The sequence below is a fragment of the Curtobacterium sp. PhB170 genome, from assembly GCF_003752345.1.
Lineage (GTDB): Bacteria > Actinomycetota > Actinomycetes > Actinomycetales > Microbacteriaceae > Curtobacterium.
Genome location: NZ_RJUM01000011.1, coordinates 20,311 through 35,181 on the forward strand (window position 1 = coordinate 20,311; position 14,871 = coordinate 35,181).

Annotated in this window: 15 protein-coding genes; 13 read left to right on the forward strand and 2 right to left on the reverse strand. The window is 71.0% G+C overall.

Features of this window, described 5'->3' with window-relative positions:
* The first annotated feature begins 190 nt into the window (after window positions 1-190).
* Window positions 191-1,531 (forward strand): MFS transporter, encoded by a 1,341-nt coding sequence (locus EDF40_RS10970; protein ID WP_260212666.1) that lies wholly within the window; start codon window positions 191-193, stop codon window positions 1,529-1,531.
* Window position 1,532: 1 nt separating this feature from the next.
* Here EDF40_RS10970 and EDF40_RS10975 read toward each other — a convergent pair whose 3' ends face one another.
* Together EDF40_RS10975 and EDF40_RS10980 are read right to left on the reverse strand one after the other, a co-directional pair.
* Window positions 1,533-2,678, reverse strand: coding sequence for a DUF475 domain-containing protein (locus EDF40_RS10975; protein WP_123339573.1), 1,146 nt, complete (start codon window positions 2,676-2,678; stop codon window positions 1,533-1,535).
* A gap of 147 nt (window positions 2,679-2,825) precedes the next feature.
* A complete protein-coding gene (locus EDF40_RS10980) occupies window positions 2,826-4,394 on the reverse strand; it encodes a UDP-N-acetylglucosamine 1-carboxyvinyltransferase (protein WP_185002989.1) in 1,569 nt (522 codons plus the stop codon).
* A gap of 198 nt (window positions 4,395-4,592) precedes the next feature.
* Between EDF40_RS10980 and EDF40_RS10985 the strand changes: the two genes are divergently transcribed.
* The 12 genes from EDF40_RS10985 (at window position 4,593) to EDF40_RS11040 (ending at window position 14,867) form a co-directional block, all read left to right on the forward strand.
* Window positions 4,593-4,874, forward strand: coding sequence for a flagellar FlbD family protein (locus EDF40_RS10985; protein ID WP_123339574.1), 282 nt, complete (start codon window positions 4,593-4,595; stop codon window positions 4,872-4,874).
* Window position 4,875: 1 nt separating this feature from the next.
* Entirely contained in the window at window positions 4,876-5,700 is an 825-nt protein-coding gene (locus EDF40_RS10990) for a motility protein A (RefSeq protein ID WP_123339575.1), read from the forward strand.
* A 2-nt stretch (window positions 5,701-5,702) separates the two neighbouring features.
* The gene (locus EDF40_RS10995) at window positions 5,703-6,632 is read left to right on the forward strand and encodes a flagellar motor protein MotB (RefSeq protein WP_123339576.1); all 930 of its coding nucleotides are present in this window, start codon (window positions 5,703-5,705) and stop codon (window positions 6,630-6,632) included.
* Window positions 6,633-6,721: 89 nt separating this feature from the next.
* On the forward strand, window positions 6,722-7,600 hold the full coding sequence (locus EDF40_RS11000; protein WP_123292756.1) for a flagellar motor switch protein FliM: 879 nt from the start codon (window positions 6,722-6,724) through the stop codon (window positions 7,598-7,600).
* A complete protein-coding gene (fliN, locus tag EDF40_RS11005; RefSeq protein ID WP_123339577.1) occupies window positions 7,600-8,304 on the forward strand; it encodes a flagellar motor switch protein FliN in 705 nt (234 codons plus the stop codon). Before EDF40_RS11000 ends, fliN begins: the two co-directional genes overlap by 1 nt.
* A 7-nt stretch (window positions 8,305-8,311) precedes the next feature.
* Complete coding sequence (locus EDF40_RS11010; RefSeq protein WP_123339578.1) at window positions 8,312-8,851, forward strand: flagellar biosynthetic protein FliO; 540 nt, start codon at window positions 8,312-8,314, stop codon at window positions 8,849-8,851.
* Window positions 8,848-9,666 carry a flagellar type III secretion system pore protein FliP gene (gene fliP / locus EDF40_RS11015; protein WP_123339579.1) on the forward strand — a complete coding sequence of 273 codons (819 nt, stop codon included), beginning with the start codon at window positions 8,848-8,850 and terminating at the stop codon, window positions 9,664-9,666. Before EDF40_RS11010 ends, fliP begins: the two co-directional genes overlap by 4 nt.
* Before the next feature lie 9 nt (window positions 9,667-9,675).
* Window positions 9,676-9,951, forward strand: coding sequence for a flagellar biosynthesis protein FliQ (gene fliQ, locus EDF40_RS11020; RefSeq protein ID WP_111084131.1), 276 nt, complete (start codon window positions 9,676-9,678; stop codon window positions 9,949-9,951).
* A complete protein-coding gene (locus EDF40_RS11025) occupies window positions 9,951-10,709 on the forward strand; it encodes a flagellar biosynthetic protein FliR (protein WP_123339580.1) in 759 nt (252 codons plus the stop codon). The genes fliQ and EDF40_RS11025 overlap by 1 nt, the downstream gene beginning before the upstream one ends.
* A 6-nt stretch (window positions 10,710-10,715) precedes the next feature.
* On the forward strand, window positions 10,716-11,909 hold the full coding sequence (locus EDF40_RS11030; RefSeq protein WP_123339581.1) for a flagellar biosynthesis protein FlhB: 1,194 nt from the start codon (window positions 10,716-10,718) through the stop codon (window positions 11,907-11,909).
* On the forward strand, window positions 11,906-13,960 hold the full coding sequence (locus EDF40_RS11035; protein ID WP_123339582.1) for a flagellar biosynthesis protein FlhA: 2,055 nt from the start codon (window positions 11,906-11,908) through the stop codon (window positions 13,958-13,960). The genes EDF40_RS11030 and EDF40_RS11035 overlap by 4 nt, the downstream gene beginning before the upstream one ends.
* Window positions 13,935-14,867: a hypothetical protein gene (locus tag EDF40_RS11040; protein WP_123339583.1), complete on the forward strand. Its 933-nt coding sequence runs from the start codon at window positions 13,935-13,937 to the stop codon at window positions 14,865-14,867. Before EDF40_RS11035 ends, EDF40_RS11040 begins: the two co-directional genes overlap by 26 nt.
* The last annotated feature ends 4 nt before the right edge of the window (window positions 14,868-14,871 follow it).

Consider the following 14,871-nt stretch of genomic DNA (forward strand, 5'->3'; position numbering starts at 1 on the left):
ACGGTGCCGCTGCGATGACCGTAGGTTCTGGGAGCGGCGGAAGTCAATGTCCTCAGGAAACGAACAGCGGGGCTGTGGACAGCAGGCGCAGTGAACGATCCTTGCGGTTGCGGCACTCGACGGGTTACAGTGCCGCCGACCGGTTGAACCGTTTCATCCGGTGTTCGGCCGACGTTCAAGGGAGAACGCAGTGAACCGACCCCAGCAACCCACCCGGCGACCGCACCCCTGGTGGGTCGCCGTCGTCTCGGGGATGGCCTCGTACATCGACGCGGCCGCGATCGTGAGTTCCGGCACCGCGCTCGTCCTGTACCAGCAGTCGATCGGCATCACCGGCACGCAGATCGGGGTGCTCTCCGGCGCGCTCACGTTCTGCATCGCGATCGGCGCGCTCTCCGGCGGCCGGCTCGGTGACCTGTTCGGTCGTCGGGCGGTGTTCATCGTGACCATGGCGATGACCGTCGTCGGTGCGGGGGTCCTGGTGGCGAGCCCGGCGTTCGCCGGCCTGCTCATCGGCACGATCCTCGTCGGCCTCGGCACCGGGGCGGACCTGCCGGTCTCGCTCGCGACGATCTCCGAGGCGGCGACCGACGAGAACCGGGGCGGGCTCGTCGGCTTCTCCCAGGTGCTCTGGTTCGCCGGGATCCTGGCGACCTACGCCATCTCGGCGGGCGTCGGGGACCTCGGCCGTGCCGGTGGTCAGATCATGTTCGCGCACGTCGGGGTCGTCGCACTCGTCGTCATGGTCCTGCGCTTCACGATCCCGGAGTCCACCACGTGGTCCGACGCCCATGCCGAGAAGGCAGCGGGCGCACACACCGTCCGTGCTGCGCGCCACGGCATCCGCGACGTGCTGACGCAGCGCATCTTCCTGCTGCCGTTCCTGTCCCTGCTGGTCTTCTACACGTTGACGAACCTCGGCGCGAACACCGGCGGGCAGTTCGGCGCCTACGTGGCCGTCAACGTCGTCGGGCTGTCGGTGCCGTTCTTCTCGACGATGAACCTGGTCAGCGTGCCGATCGGGATGCTGCTCGCGCTCTGGTTCATGCGCATCGTCGACGGTCGGCTGCGGATGCCGTTCTACATCGTCGGCGCCGTGTGCCTCGTGGTGAGCTACGGCCTGCCGCTCGTGTTCGGCTTCTCGCTGCCGACCCTCGTCGCGATGCTCGCGTTCGGCGCGGTGGGCAACGCGTTCGCCTTCGAGGCGATCATGAAGGTCTGGTCGCAGGAGTCGTTCCCGACGTTGCTCCGCGGTTCGGTCCAGGGAACGATCATCGCGGTGGCCCGGATCGCCGCGGCGCTGCTGGCGTTCGTGACCCCGCTGCTCCTCGACCACCCCGAGGTCATGTACGGCATCCTCACGGCGCTCGTCGCGGTCGGTGTCGTGGTCGGGTGGCTCGGGTTCCGGCACGCGGTCTTCGACGCGTTCTCGATCGAGGGCAAGGACCTCGCCGACGCGCAGGAGGCACTCTTCGCCGCCGGTGTCCGCGATGACGCTCCCGCAGCCGCCGCTCGCCGCGACCACCGCTGACTCACGGAGCGAGACCGCTGCTGCGGCGCGACCTCGCGGACCCCCGCGCCACCCGCCGCCACCACGCCCGCCACGGCAACGAGCTCGCGAGCGCCGAACCGATCACCACGCTGCCGAACCAGGCGACGACGACCCCCGGGATCGGCACGAGCAGGCTCGCCCACAGCAACACCGCGAGCACCCCGAGCACGTACGCCGCCCCGGCCTTCAGGTACCGCAGCCGCTTCAGCCCCGCGGCCTCGTCCAACCGCGAGGTCAACCGCGCCAGGAACACGGCACCGACGCCGATTGCCGCCACCGCGACCGCCGCCTGTTCGAGCGCTCCGAGGCCGTCGGCGCCGAGGGTTCCGGACCCGGACAGGCTGTACACGCCGTCCAGGATCTCGAACAGCATGAACACGACGAGCCCCCGTTCGAACACGACGGTCGACGCGTACGCGTGGATCCGCCAGGCACCCCGCCCGACCCCGATCGACGCGGTGTCCGAGCCGACCCCGTCGAGCGCCCAGGCGGCGACGCGCTTCGACCCGAGGTACGCGGCGATGCCCGCCGCACCGCCGAGCACGACCGGCAGCAGGGCACCCGGCGACCACGCGCGGTCGACGCCGACGAGGACGGCCGTCACGGCGACCCCCGTCGCAGCGGTGACCAGCGACCAGACGCGAGGACGCGCGACGGCGGCGAGCCGGGCCTCCAGGCGGCCCAGCCAGGACCTGCGCGACGCACGGTCGGTGTTGAACAGGTACTCGGCGAACACGAGCCAGATGAAGGCGGCGCCGAAGGCGGCGAGGGCGGGGCGCACCTCGGCGAGGTGCGCCGAGAACGAGCCGGGGGCGAAGACGGCTTCCTGCACGGAGCTCGCGGGGTCGGTCGCGTCGCCGACCGCGACCGCTGCCGGCGGCAGGAGCAGCCGCATCGCGAGGACGCCCGCGACGATCCCGAGCGACAGGAACAGCCGTCGGGCGGGGGAGTGCAGTCGTCCGGCGATGCCGGCCATCGGCACCGACGAGTCGGCGGCCATCGCGATCTCGAGGAGCGCGAGCGCGACGAACGCCAGGGCGGCCGCGGGGCCGAGGACGAACCAGGCCGCCGCGGCGGCGGCGACCGTGATGAACAGGGGGACGGTCAAGAGCGATCTCGTGGCCATCACCCCATCCAGCACCGGTCGCCTGGGTGGGCGGTGGAGCGCTCCTGCGCATCAGCCTGGAGGCACGGGTCGATCCGCGCAGAACGGGTGACGGCCCGTCCCCACTTGCGGGGACGGGCCGTCGGGTCACGCGGGCAGGCGGTCGCCTCAGTCGTGGAACGTCTCGATGGACGCGCCGAGGGAGTTCAGCCGTTCCTGCAGCTGCTCGTAGCCGCGGGCGATGATGCCCACGTTCCGCAGGACGCTCTCGCCCTTCGCCGCGAGCATCGCCAACAGGATGACCACCGCGGGCCGGAGGGCCGGCGGGCAGCTGATCTCGGCACCGGAGAAGTGCGTCGGACCGGTGACGTCGAGGCGGTGCGGGTCGCGCAGGGTGACGCTCGCACCGAGGCGGGTCAGGTCGAGCAGGTGGATCGCCCGGCCTTCGTACACCCAGTCGTGCACGAGCGTGGTCCCTTCGGCCATCGCGGCGATGACCACGAAGAACGGCAGGTTGTCGATGTTCAGCCCGGGGAACGGCATCGCGTGGATCTTGTCGATCGGGGCGTGCAGCTCGGACGGGTGCACGGTGATGTCGACCAGGCGGGTGCGGCCGTTCGCAGCCGGGTACTCGTCGGTGACGTCGAACCGCAGGCCCATCTCGGCCAGGGTCGCGAGCTCGATCTCGAGGAACTCGATCGGTGCCCGGGTGACGGTGAGCGTGGAGTCGGTGACGATGCCGGCGGTCAGCAGGCTCATGGCCTCGACCGGGTCCTCGCTCGGCCAGTAGTCCACGACCTCGTCGATGCGGCTCTTGCCGGTGATGCGGAGCGTCGTGGTGCCGATGCCCTCGACCTGCACCCCGAGCAGCTCGAGGAAGAAGCAGAGGTCCTGCACCATGTAGTTGGGGCTGGCGTTGCGGATGACGGTCTCGCCGTCGCGGGCGGCCGCGGCGAGGATCGCGTTCTCGGTGACGGTGTCGCCGCGCTCGGTGAGGACGACGGACTTCGTGGGGACGTCCTGGTTCGCGACGCCGACCTCGTACCAGCCGGAGGTCGCCTCGACGTCGACGCCGAAGGGGCGCAGCGCGATGAGGTGCGGTTCGACCGTGCGGGTGCCGAGGTCGCAGCCGCCGGCGTAGGGGAGCCGGAAGGACTCGTACCGGCCGCTGAGCGGGCCGAGGAACATCAGGACGCTGCGGGTGCGGCGGGCGGCGTCGGCGTCGATCGCGTCGAGGTGCAGGTCGGACGGGGCGACGATCTCGAGGGTCTCGCCGTCCTCGGACCACGTGACGCTCGCGCCGAGGCTGCGGAGGACGTCGATGATCCGGTCGACCTCGACGATCCGGGCGACCTTGTGCAGGCGGGTGACGCCGCGGTTGAGGAGCGAGGCGCAGAGCAGCGCGACGGCGGCGTTCTTGCTCGAGTTGACGGCGATGGAGCCGCTGAGCTTCCGGCCGCCCTGCACGCGCAGGTGGGCACGCTGCGGGGCGCCGCCGATCGAGACGATCTGCTGGTCGAGGGCGTCGCTGATGCGGGTAAGCATCTCGAGGGACAGGTTCTGCCCGCCCTGTTCGATGCGGTTGATCGCGCTCTGGCTGGTGCCGACGCGTTCGGCGAGTTGCGCCTGGGTCATGCTGCGGCCCTTGCGGGCGCCCCGGATGAGGGCACCGACCTCGCGGAGCGGGGCGGCGGATGCCGGGGTGGCCGGCGAGACGACGGTGGTGGTGTCGGACATGGCGCCAACGTAACACGCTCATGAGATAAAACCGGGGTGACGATGCACTGGATTCCCAGCGATCGGGGCACAACAACTCGTATCTGAGATGAACTAACGGACAGGTGTGGTCCGCCGATAGACCTCCTTGCAGGCCCACGGACGGGCAGCATCCCGCCCCACGGACGGCGGCGGGACGATCGAGAACCAGGACGGGCCATGATCGTCGTCACACGACTCAACGGCAGCGCATTCGCTGTCAACCCCGACCTCGTGGAGCGCATCCACGAGACGCCGGACACGACGCTCATCATGGTCGACGGGGCGAAGTACATCGTCCGCGAGTCCATGGCCGACGTCATCGACCTGATCGCCGGGTACCGCGCCCGCATCGTCGGCATGGCCTACGGCACCGACCTGCCGAACACGCGGAACGCCACCGGCCCCCAGCCGACGCTCGCCGCGGTCGCTCCGCTCCGCACGCAGGACGGGGGTCGCTGACGTGGACATCGCGACGATCATCGGGATCCTGCTCGCCTTCGGCGCCCTGTTCGGCATGGTCGAGATGGAGCACGTCGAGCTCGCCGGGCTGTTCCTGCCCGCGCCGATGCTGCTCGTGTTCGGTGCCACCATCGGCTGCGGCATCGCGAGCACCACGCTGAAGGACGCCATCGCGAGCTTCAAGGCCGTACCGAAGGCGTTCACCGGCAAGGTCACCCCGCCGCAGTCGGTCATCGACGACGTCGTGGGCCTGGCGGAGACGGCTCGGTCGAACGGTCTGCTCGCCCTCGAGCAGGAGGCCGACAAGCACGACGACCCGTTCATGAAGAAGGCGCTGCAGAACATCGCGGACGGCACCGACGGCGACGAGCTGCGGATCCTGCTCGAGGACGAGATCGAGTCGAACGCGGCCCCCACGCGCAGTGCGAGTGCGTTCTTCATGGGGCTCGGCGGCTTCGCCCCGACGGTCGGCATCATCGGCACCGTGGTGTCCCTCACCCACGTGCTCGCGAACCTCGGCAAGCCCGACGAGCTCGGTCCGCTCATCGCGAGTGCCTTCGTCGCGACCCTGTGGGGCCTGCTCACCGCGAACTTCATGTGGCTGCCGATCGGCGGCAAGCTCCGGAAGCTCGCACAGCTCGAGTCGGACCGCCAGACGCTCCTGATGGAAGGGCTGCTCGCGGTCCAGGCCGGCAGCCAGCCGCGCCTGCTCGGTGAACGCCTCAAGGCGATGGTGCCGCCGGCAGCGCGCACCGACACCTCGAAGAGCAAGGCCGGCAAGAACAAGCAGGACGCGGACGCCGACGACCAGCAGCTGGCGGCCTGACGATGAGCGCGAACCCCCGTGGCCGTGGCCGCGGTCGTGCGAAGAAGGGCCACGACGACGCCGAGCACCCCGACGAGCGCTGGATGGCCTCGTACATGGACATGATCACGGTGCTGATGTGCATGTTCCTGGTGCTGTTCGCCATGTCGACGGTCGACCAGGAGAAGTACATCGCCCTGAAGAACTCCCTGGCGACGGGCTTCGGCGAGGTGAAGTCGCAGAAGGTCGACACCGCCAGCGGCACGGTGGTGACGAAGGACCAGGTGGAGGACGGATCCGGGTACTCGACCGACAAGTCGCAGGCCGACCACTCGACGGCGTCGTCCGGCACGAAGGACACCAACGTCGACCCCGCGTCGACCGTCGTGCCGGTGACCGCGACGAAGCAGGACCTCGCCGACGCCCAGCAGGAGCTCGACGACCTCACCGCGATCGAGCAGGCGATCAAGCAGAACCTCGCGAAGGCCGGCCAGACCGCGAACGTGCAGTTCACCGTCGACGCCCGCGGCCTGATCGTCCGCCTCGTCGGCAGTGAGACCTACTTCGGCACGAACAGCGCGGACCTGTCCGACCAGGCGAAGTCGATCATGGACGCGATCGCACCGGTCCTGAAGACGAGCCACCACGACGTCAGCGTCGAAGGGCACGCCGACCAGCGGAACTCGACGGCGCCGTACGCCACCAACTGGGAGCTCAGCGCGGCACGGGCGACGGGGGTGCTGCGCGACCTGGTCGAGCGCGGCGGCATGCCGGGCGACCACGTGCAGAGCGTCGGCTTCGGGTCGAGCCGACCGCTCGCGAAGGGCGGGACGGACCAGGACCTCGCCCTGAACCGACGGGTCGACATCGTGGTGCTGTCGAACGCCGACCAGGACGTCAGCGCGCTGATGCCGGCACTGGCGAAGGCGCAGGACGGAGCACGCCAGGGCTGACGGACGACCGACGGGGCCACAACCCCCTGCATCCCCAGTACGGGGTACAGCACTGACGGGTGCCGCACAGGCGACCGATAGACGCACCCGTGACCGAGACCCTGCCAGCGCCCGAGGTGTACGACTTCGCGCGCCCGTCGACGCTCGCCCGCGAGCACGCCCGGGTCCTCGAGCTCGCGTTCGAGACGTTCGCGCGGCAGTGGGGCACGCAGCTCACCGCGAAGGTCCGCGCCGTCAGCCAGGTCACCTGCGAGCAGGTGCAGATGGTGACGTACGACGAGTACGCCGCCTCGCTGCCCGCGCTCACCGGCATGGTGCTGCTGCCGATCGCGGACGTCGTCCCGAAGGGCGTCCTGCAGGTCCCGCTCGACGCCGCGCTGACCTGGGTCTCGCACGCCCTCGGCGCCTCGAAGCCGCTGCCGACCCCGGAGCGCACCTTCACGCCCATCGAGCAGGCCCTCGTGCGCAAGATTGTCGAGGACGCCCTCGACGACCTCCGCTACTCGTTCGGCGGGTTGCTCGCGCACGACGTCACGGCGGGTGGCTTCCAGTTCAACTCGCAGTTCGCCCAGGCCGCCCAGAAGGGCGACCTGATGATCGTCGCGGCGTTCTCGATCCGCGTCGGCGACCGCGTCGCCCCCGGCACGCTCGCGCTGCCGGCCGAGGCGGTCCTGCCGCAGCTCGGCGAAGCCGCCGCCCACGTGTCGCCCGCCGACGCCCAGGCCCTGCTCGACGCGCAACTCGCGGGCGTCCCCGTCGGCGTCAGCCTGCGCTTCGCACCGGCGACGGTCCTGCCCACGCAGGTGCTCCGGCTCGCCGTCGGCGACGTCCTGCCGCTGCCGCACCCGCAGCACCGCCCCCTCACCATCGCGGTCGACGGCGAACCCGTCGGCACCGCCGCGGTCGGCGCGAACGGCTCGCGCCTCGCCGGCATCGTCGTCACCACCACGAGCACGGAGCAGCACTGATGACCGAAACGACCACCCTCCACACCGCAGCGGCCGAGTCGCTCGCGGCGCAGCTCCCGACGGCCGCCCCCTTGACCGCGGTGCTCCTGCCTGGAGGCGCGACACCGGTCGTGCTCGACGCGGCGACGGACGCCGTGGTCGCCTCGTTCGTCGGCGGCCTGTCGGCCGACCTGGCGCTCGTGCTCACCGACCTCGAGGCGATCACGGCCGCCGGAGGCACCGACCACGGCATCGTGGCCGTCACGGACGTGCTGCGTCCGTCGCTCGAGGCCGCGGCCTCGGTCCTCGGCGTCGGGGTGCTCGGCGAGGCGCACCGCGAGTCGGCCGCGTCACTGCTGGCCGACCCCGACACCGTCGTGTTCGAACTCACCGCCGGTGGCCTGCCCGCCGGGTGGTTCGGCATCCGGGTCCGCGAGAACGGCACGGTCTCCGCGCCCGTCGTTGCCAACCTGCCCGCCGGCAACCTCGGCCGCATCAACAACGTCGAGATGACCCTGACCGTGGAGATCGGCCGCACCCGCATGTCGGTCCGCGACGTGCTCGGCATGGAGCCCGGCGCGGTCGTCGAACTCGACCGCAGCGCCGGTGCGCCCGCCGACGTCCTGCTGAACGGTCGCCTCATCGCGCACGGCGAGGTCGTCGTCGTCGACCAGGACTACGCCGTCCGGATCACCCGCATCCTCGACGTCGCCGAATCCCTCTGAGCCCCGCGTGGACACCCTCCTCATCACGCTCCGCGTCGCGCTGTCGCTCGGCGTCGTCCTCGCCCTCATGTGGGTGCTGCACCGTGCCAGCAAGAAGCGCTTCGCGGGCAAGACCTCCGGGCGCCGTGCGGCGACCGTCGAGGTCGTCGGTCGCCAGGGCCTCGGCGGCAAGGCGAGCGTCGTGGTGGTCGACGTCGAGGGGGAGCGTCTGGTGCTCGGGGTCTCCGAGCAGGGCGTCAGCCTGTTGACGAGCGGGCAGGCGCCCGCTCCGGAGCTCACCATCGTGACCGGACCCGTGCAGCTGCCCGTGCGTCCCGCCCCGTCGGCCGACGTGTTCGGTCAGGAACTGGCGCTGCAGGCGGACGCCCCCACGTCCCTCCCGTCCGACCGAACGGAAGCCACGGCGCAGCCCCTCCCGATGCGCCCGCGCAACCGTCGTCCGCAGCGCACCACGGTGCCGACCGCGCAGCAGCTGCAGGGCTCGATCCTGTCGGTCGACACCTGGCGGCAGGCGGCCGCCGCCCTGCGGAACCGGCGCGCCGGGTGACCGCGGTCCGCACCGGACGCACCGCCGCCCTCGTCCTGCTCGGGCTGGCGGTCGTCGCCGGCTTCCTCATGCTCACCGCGACCGGTGCCCACGCCGCCGGCGTCGTCGAACCGACCGCCCCCGCGACGCCGACCGCTCCCGCGAACGGCGACTTCAGCGTCAGCGTGAACGGTCCGGACGGCACCCCGTCGTCGGCCGTCGTGACGCTCATCGGCATCACGCTGCTCAGCGTCGCCCCGGCGCTCATGCTCATGATGACGTCGTTCACGAAGATCTTCGTCGTCCTCGCGATGACCCGGAACGCGCTCGGGCTGCAGTCGATCCCGCCGAACCAGGTGATCGCGGGCCTGGCGCTGTTCCTGTCGCTGTTCGTGATGGCGCCGGTGCTCGGGCACATCAACGACGACGCCCTGCAGCCCTACCTGGCCGGCCACCTCGACTTCAACCAGGCCGTCGAGATCGGCACGAAGCCGCTCCGGACCTTCATGCTGCACCAGACCCGTGACGAGGACGTCGCCCTGATCACCCGCGCCGCAGGGCTCGACAACCCGAAGTCGATGGCCGACGTGCCGATGACGACCGTCATCCCGGCGTTCATCATCTCGGAGCTCCGCAGCGCGTTCATCATCGGGTTCGTCATCTTCATCCCGTTCCTGGTGATCGACCTCGTCGTCTCGGCGGCACTCATGTCGATGGGCATGATGATGCTCCCGCCGGTCATGATCTCGCTGCCCTTCAAGATCCTGCTCTTCGTCCTGGTCGACGGCTGGGGCCTCATCATCACGTCGCTCATCGAGAGCTACCACGTTGTCTAGGGGGCGGGCATGAACCAGCAGGCCGTCATCGACCTGGTCCTCCAGGCGCTCCTGGTTGCGGGCAAGCTCGCCGCTCCGGTGCTCGTCACGTCGCTCGTCGTCGGGTTCGCGATCTCGCTGTTCCAGTCCGTGACCCAGATCCAGGAGGTCACGCTCTCGTTCGTGCCGAAGGCCGTCGCCGTCGCGATCGCCCTGGTCGTCTGCGGCAACTGGATGATCTCGGAGATGGTGGCGTTCACGCACGTCGCCTTCGACATGATCCCGAAGCTCCTCGGCAGCGGCTGATGGAGCTCGCGATCAACGCCGACCGTCTGGAGGCGACCATGCTCGCCGGCGTCCGGCTCGTCGCGTTCTTCGTCATCGCGCCGCCGTTCTCGTACCGGGCGTTCCCCGGCACCGTGAAGGTGATCCTCGGGCTCGGCCTGGCGATCGGCGTCGCCCCGCGCGTCGCCGTCGGCTACGAGTCGCTCGACACCGGGCCCTTCCTGCTCGCGCTGCTCACCCAGCTCGTCGTCGGGTTGTCGCTCGGCTTCCTGGTGTTCCTGGTGTTCGCCGCGGTGCAGTCCGCCGGTGCGCTCATCGACCTGTTCGGCGGATTCACGCTCGCGCAGGCGTTCGACCCGCAGTCGCAGGTCAACGGCGCCCAGTTCACCCGGCTGTTCCAGATGGCGGCGCTCGCGCTCCTGTTCACCTCGGGCGGGTACCAGCTCATCGTCGGTGGGCTCGTGCGGTCCTTCGACGCCGTGCCCCTCACCGGCAGCTTCGCGGTCGACGGTCTGGCCCACCTGCTCGTGGCGGCGATGTCGCAGATGTTCCTGGCGACGCTGCAGATCGCCGGGCCGCTGGTGGTCGTGCTGTTCCTGGCGGACGTCGGCCTCGGCCTGCTCACCCGTGTCGCACCGGCCCTCAACGCGTTCCAGATGGGGTTCCCGATCAAGATCGGGCTGACCGTCCTGTTCGCCGGAGCGCTCTTCATGGCCCTGCCCTCGGTGGTGTCGTCGCTGACCGGCGACGCCGTCCAGGCGATCACGGGACGGGGGTGAGGCGCCGTGTCCGACAGTGGTGAGAAGTCCGAGAAGGCCACCCAGAAGCGCATGCAGGAGGTCCACCGGAAGGGCCAGCTCGGCCGGTCCCAGGACCTCGGCGCGTGGATCGGCATCGCCGTCGTCGCCCTCATGGTGCCGTCGATGATCGGCAACGCGGCAGCAGCGGGCACGGCGCAGCTCGTCGCCGTGCAGTCCGTCATCGCGAACCCGACGATCGGCACCATGAACCACGTGTTCGGCGATGCGATGGCGAGCGTCGGTGCGACCCTCGGCCCGATGCTCGCGGTGGTGCTCGTCGCCGTCACCGCGGCCGCCGTCGCGCAGGGCGGGGTGCACATCCGGAAGCTCGCGCCCGAGGCGTCGCACTTCGACCCCATCGCGGGCCTGAAGCGCGTGTTCGGCGTCCAGGCGCTCTGGAACGGGGCGAAGGCGCTGCTGAAGACCACGGTCGTCGGCCTCGTGCTCTGGTTCGCCGTGCAGGGCCTGATGCCCGTGCTCATGACCAGCGGCTCGCTGCCGTTGTCCGCTGTGCTCGAGGCAGCAGCGGACGGCGCGGGCACCCTGCTCCGCGCCGCGATCGCCGCCGGGCTCGTCCTCGCCGCGATCGACGTGCTCGTGGTCATCCGCCGCAACCGCAAGCGCACCATGATGACCAAGCGCGAGGTCAAGGACGAGCAGAAGAAGAGCGACGGCGACCCGCTCGTCAAGGGCCAGCGCCGCTCCCGCCAGCTCGCGATGAGCCGCAACCGGATGATCCAGGCGGTCGGCACCGCGGACGTCGTCATGACGAACCCGACCCACTACGCCGTCGCGCTCAAGTACGAGCCGGGCAAGGCCGCGCCCCGGGTGGTCGCGAAGGGCGCCGGGCCCGTCGCCGACGTCATCCGTGCCCGGGCGGAGGAGGACCGTGTGCCGATCGTGCGCGACGTCCCGCTCACCAGAGCGCTGCACGCCGCGTGCGAGCTCGGGCACGAGATCCCCGTCGACCTGTACACGCCGGTCGCCCGGGTGCTGTCGTTCGTGATGGCCCTGAAGGCCCGCGGCGCAGCGGCCGGCACCCACGCACCGCCGCGGCCGACCACGCCCGACGAAGTCGCGAGCGTCATCGACCCGGCCACGGTGACCGGTGACCTCCGCCCCCGCAAGCTCCGCGCACCGCGCATCGCCGAGACCCCGACCGAAGGACTCCCCGCATGAACCGCAAGGACCTGCCGAAGCTCGTCGTCCCGGTGTTCATCGTCGGCATCATCCTGCTGCTGATCCTGCCGGTGCCGTCGTTCCTGCTCGACTTCCTGATCATCATCAACATCCTGCTGGCGTTGGTGATCCTGCTCACGACGCTGTTCGTGAAGAAGCCGCTCGACTTCTCGGTGTTCCCGTCGCTGCTGCTCGTCGCGACGCTGTTCCGCCTCGGCCTGAACGTGGCGTCGACCCGGCTCGTGCTCGGCGAGGGCTTCGCCGGCGACGTCATCCAGGCGTTCGGCCACGTCGCCGTGTCCGGGTCGATCATCATCGGCGCGGTGATCTTCCTGATCCTCATCGTCATCCAGTTCGTCGTCGTGACGAAGGGTGCCGAGCGCGTCGCCGAGGTCGGGGCACGGTTCACCCTCGACGCCATGCCCGGCAAGCAGATGGCGATCGACGCCGACCTGAACGCGGGGCTCATCACCGACCAGCAGGCGAAGGACCGCCGTGCCGCGGTCTCCGCCGAGGCGGACTTCTACGGCGCGATGGACGGCGCCTCGAAGTTCGTCAAGGGCGACGCGATCGCCGGCATCCTGATCATCATCATCAACCTGATCGGCGGCATCGCGATCGGCATGCTGCAGAACGGGCTGTCCGCCACCGACGCCCTGTCGAAGTACGGCATCCTGACGATCGGCGACGGGCTCGTCACGCAGATCCCGGCCCTGCTCATGGCCGTCTCCACCGGCATGATCGTCACCCGCTCCGGCGCGGAGTCCGAGATGGGCGCCTCGGCCGCCACGCAGCTGTCGCAGTCGCGCAACGCCCTGATGATCGCCGGCGTCGCCGCCATCGCGATGGGGTTCATCCCCGGCATGCCGATCCTGCCCTTCCTGCTCGTCGGTGCGACCCTGCTGTTCACCGCGTGGCGCATCGGCCGGAACGCCGCGAACGCCGAGTCGGCCGCCGCCGAGCAGCAGGCCCTCGAAGCCGCCGCGCCCTCCGGAGACACCCCCGAGGACCTCATCGAGCAGATGCGCGTGCACGCCCTCGAGATCCTGCTGGCGCCCGACCTGGTCGACATGGTGTCCGGCGCCTCCGACGACCTGCTCGGCCGCGTCCGTGCGCTGCGGCGGAAGATCGCCGTCGACATGGGCATCGTCGTGCCGCCGGTCCGCACGCGCGACAGCATCGACCTGCCGCCGTCGACCTACGCCATCCGGATCGCCGGCGTCGAGGCCGGCCGCGGCACCGCCCCGGCCCGCAGCGTCCTGGCGCTCGGCGACCACCTGGACGGGCTGCCGGGCACCTCGACGGTCGAGCCGGTGTTCGGCCTGACCGGCAAGTGGGTGCCCGCCGAACTCCGGCACGCCGCCGAGATGACCGGCGCCACCGTGATCGACCGGGTGTCCGTGCTCGTCACGCACCTGCAGGCCGTCATCGGCGACAACGCCGCCCGCCTGCTCACCCGCGAGGACGTCAAGGTCCTGACCGAGGGCGTCAAGCAGGTCAACCCCGCCGCGGTCGAGGAACTCGTGCCGGGCATGCTCTCGATGGCCGAACTCCAGCGCGTGCTGCAGGGCCTGCTCGCCGAACGCGTGCCGATCAACGACCTCGGGCGGATCTGCGAGGCGCTGACCCTGCGCGCCAAGGCCTCCACCGACCCCGAGGGGCTGGTCGAGGCGGCCCGCGCCGCACTCGGCCCCGCCCTCGCCGCCCGCCACACCGACCAGGGCACCCTGCGCGTCATCATGATCGACCCGCTGCTCGAGCAGTCGATGCTCGAGGGCCTGCGACCGTCCGAACAGGGCAGCCAGATCGTCCTCGACGCCCACCGCATCGAGCAGGTCCTGGGCTCCGTCCGCGATGCCGTGCGCAGCATCGAGGACCAGGGCCTGTCCGCCGTCCTCGTCTGCGCCCCGCAGCTCCGCCCGGCCGTGCACCGCATGGTCGCCGCCCAGTCGAACGGGCTCCCGGTGCTGTCGTACCAGGAGGCCACCGCCGCGGGCTCCACCATCGAGACCGTGGGAGTGGTCCGTGCCGCCGACCCGATTGCAGCGTAACGGCGCGACGCTCGACGAGGTCCGCGACGCCGTCCGGACCGAGTTCGGCGCGGGCGCGAGGATCGTCGCCGCCGAGCGGGTCACCACGCCGGGCATCGGCGGGCTGTTCCGCAAGGCGCACGTCGAGGCCACCGTCGAGGTGCCGGAACCGGGGGAGACCCCGACCGCACGCGTCGTGATCGCCGACTCACCCGTCCAGCGGATCGGCATCGCTGCGCTGCTCGCCGACGCCGATGCGGCCGAGGCCCGCATCGCACGCGGTGACGGCACCCAGGCCACGCGTGCCGACGCGTTCGCGTCGGTGCTCGACGGCTTCGTGGCGGACGGGATCACGGGGAGCGCCCCGCGCCCCACGCGCGCCCTGCCGGAATCGGACGGCCCTGCGGACGTCGACCCGCGCCTCCAGGCCGTCACCGACACCCTGCCAGGAGGCCCGACCACCGTCCCCGACATCGCGCCCGGCCGGCGCGCGGCCCGGTCCACGGCGCCTGCCGTGCGATCCGCTGTGCCGGCAGTGCGGTCAGCTGATGGTGACCTGGTCCTGTTGGTCGGCCGGGCGAACGACGTCGACGCCGCTGCCGGGCTGTTCGCCGTCCGGCACGCGCTGCGGCCGACGGACGCCGCCGACCGGCGGTCGGCGATCCTCGCGCGTGCCGACGGCGTGCGCGACGGCCACGCGGTGCTCGCCGTCGCCGCGTGGGACGACCGGGCGACCGGCGAGGGGATCGAAGCCGACCAGGTCTGGATCGTCGTCGACGTCGGACGGAAGCCCGAGGACACCGCGGCCATGGTGTCCGCGGTGGCCGCACGGCTGCCGGTGGCCGGTGTCGTCGCGATCGGCGCGGCGGAGACCGCCACGCCGGAGTCCGTCGACCTGCTGGGGGTCCCCGTCCTGTCGCTAGGCTGAGCGG

Excerpts from the sequence above, each read along its gene's own strand:
- EDF40_RS11025 (WP_123339580.1), top strand. The coding sequence starts at position 9,951 with ATGGAGCTCGCGATCAACGCCGACCGTCTGGAGGCGACCATGCTCGCC.
- fliN (WP_123339577.1), top strand. The coding sequence starts at position 7,600 with ATGACCGAAACGACCACCCTCCACACCGCAGCGGCCGAGTCGCTCGCG.
- EDF40_RS10985 (WP_123339574.1), top strand. The coding sequence starts at position 4,593 with ATGATCGTCGTCACACGACTCAACGGCAGCGCATTCGCTGTCAACCCC.
- fliQ (WP_111084131.1), top strand. The coding sequence starts at position 9,676 with ATGAACCAGCAGGCCGTCATCGACCTGGTCCTCCAGGCGCTCCTGGTT.
- EDF40_RS10995 (WP_123339576.1), top strand. The coding sequence starts at position 5,703 with ATGAGCGCGAACCCCCGTGGCCGTGGCCGCGGTCGTGCGAAGAAGGGC.
- EDF40_RS11035 (WP_123339582.1), top strand. The coding sequence starts at position 11,906 with ATGAACCGCAAGGACCTGCCGAAGCTCGTCGTCCCGGTGTTCATCGTC.
- EDF40_RS10975 (WP_123339573.1), bottom strand. The coding sequence starts at position 2,678 with ATGGCCACGAGATCGCTCTTGACCGTCCCCCTGTTCATCACGGTCGCC.
- EDF40_RS10980 (WP_185002989.1), bottom strand. The coding sequence starts at position 4,394 with ATGTCCGACACCACCACCGTCGTCTCGCCGGCCACCCCGGCATCCGCC.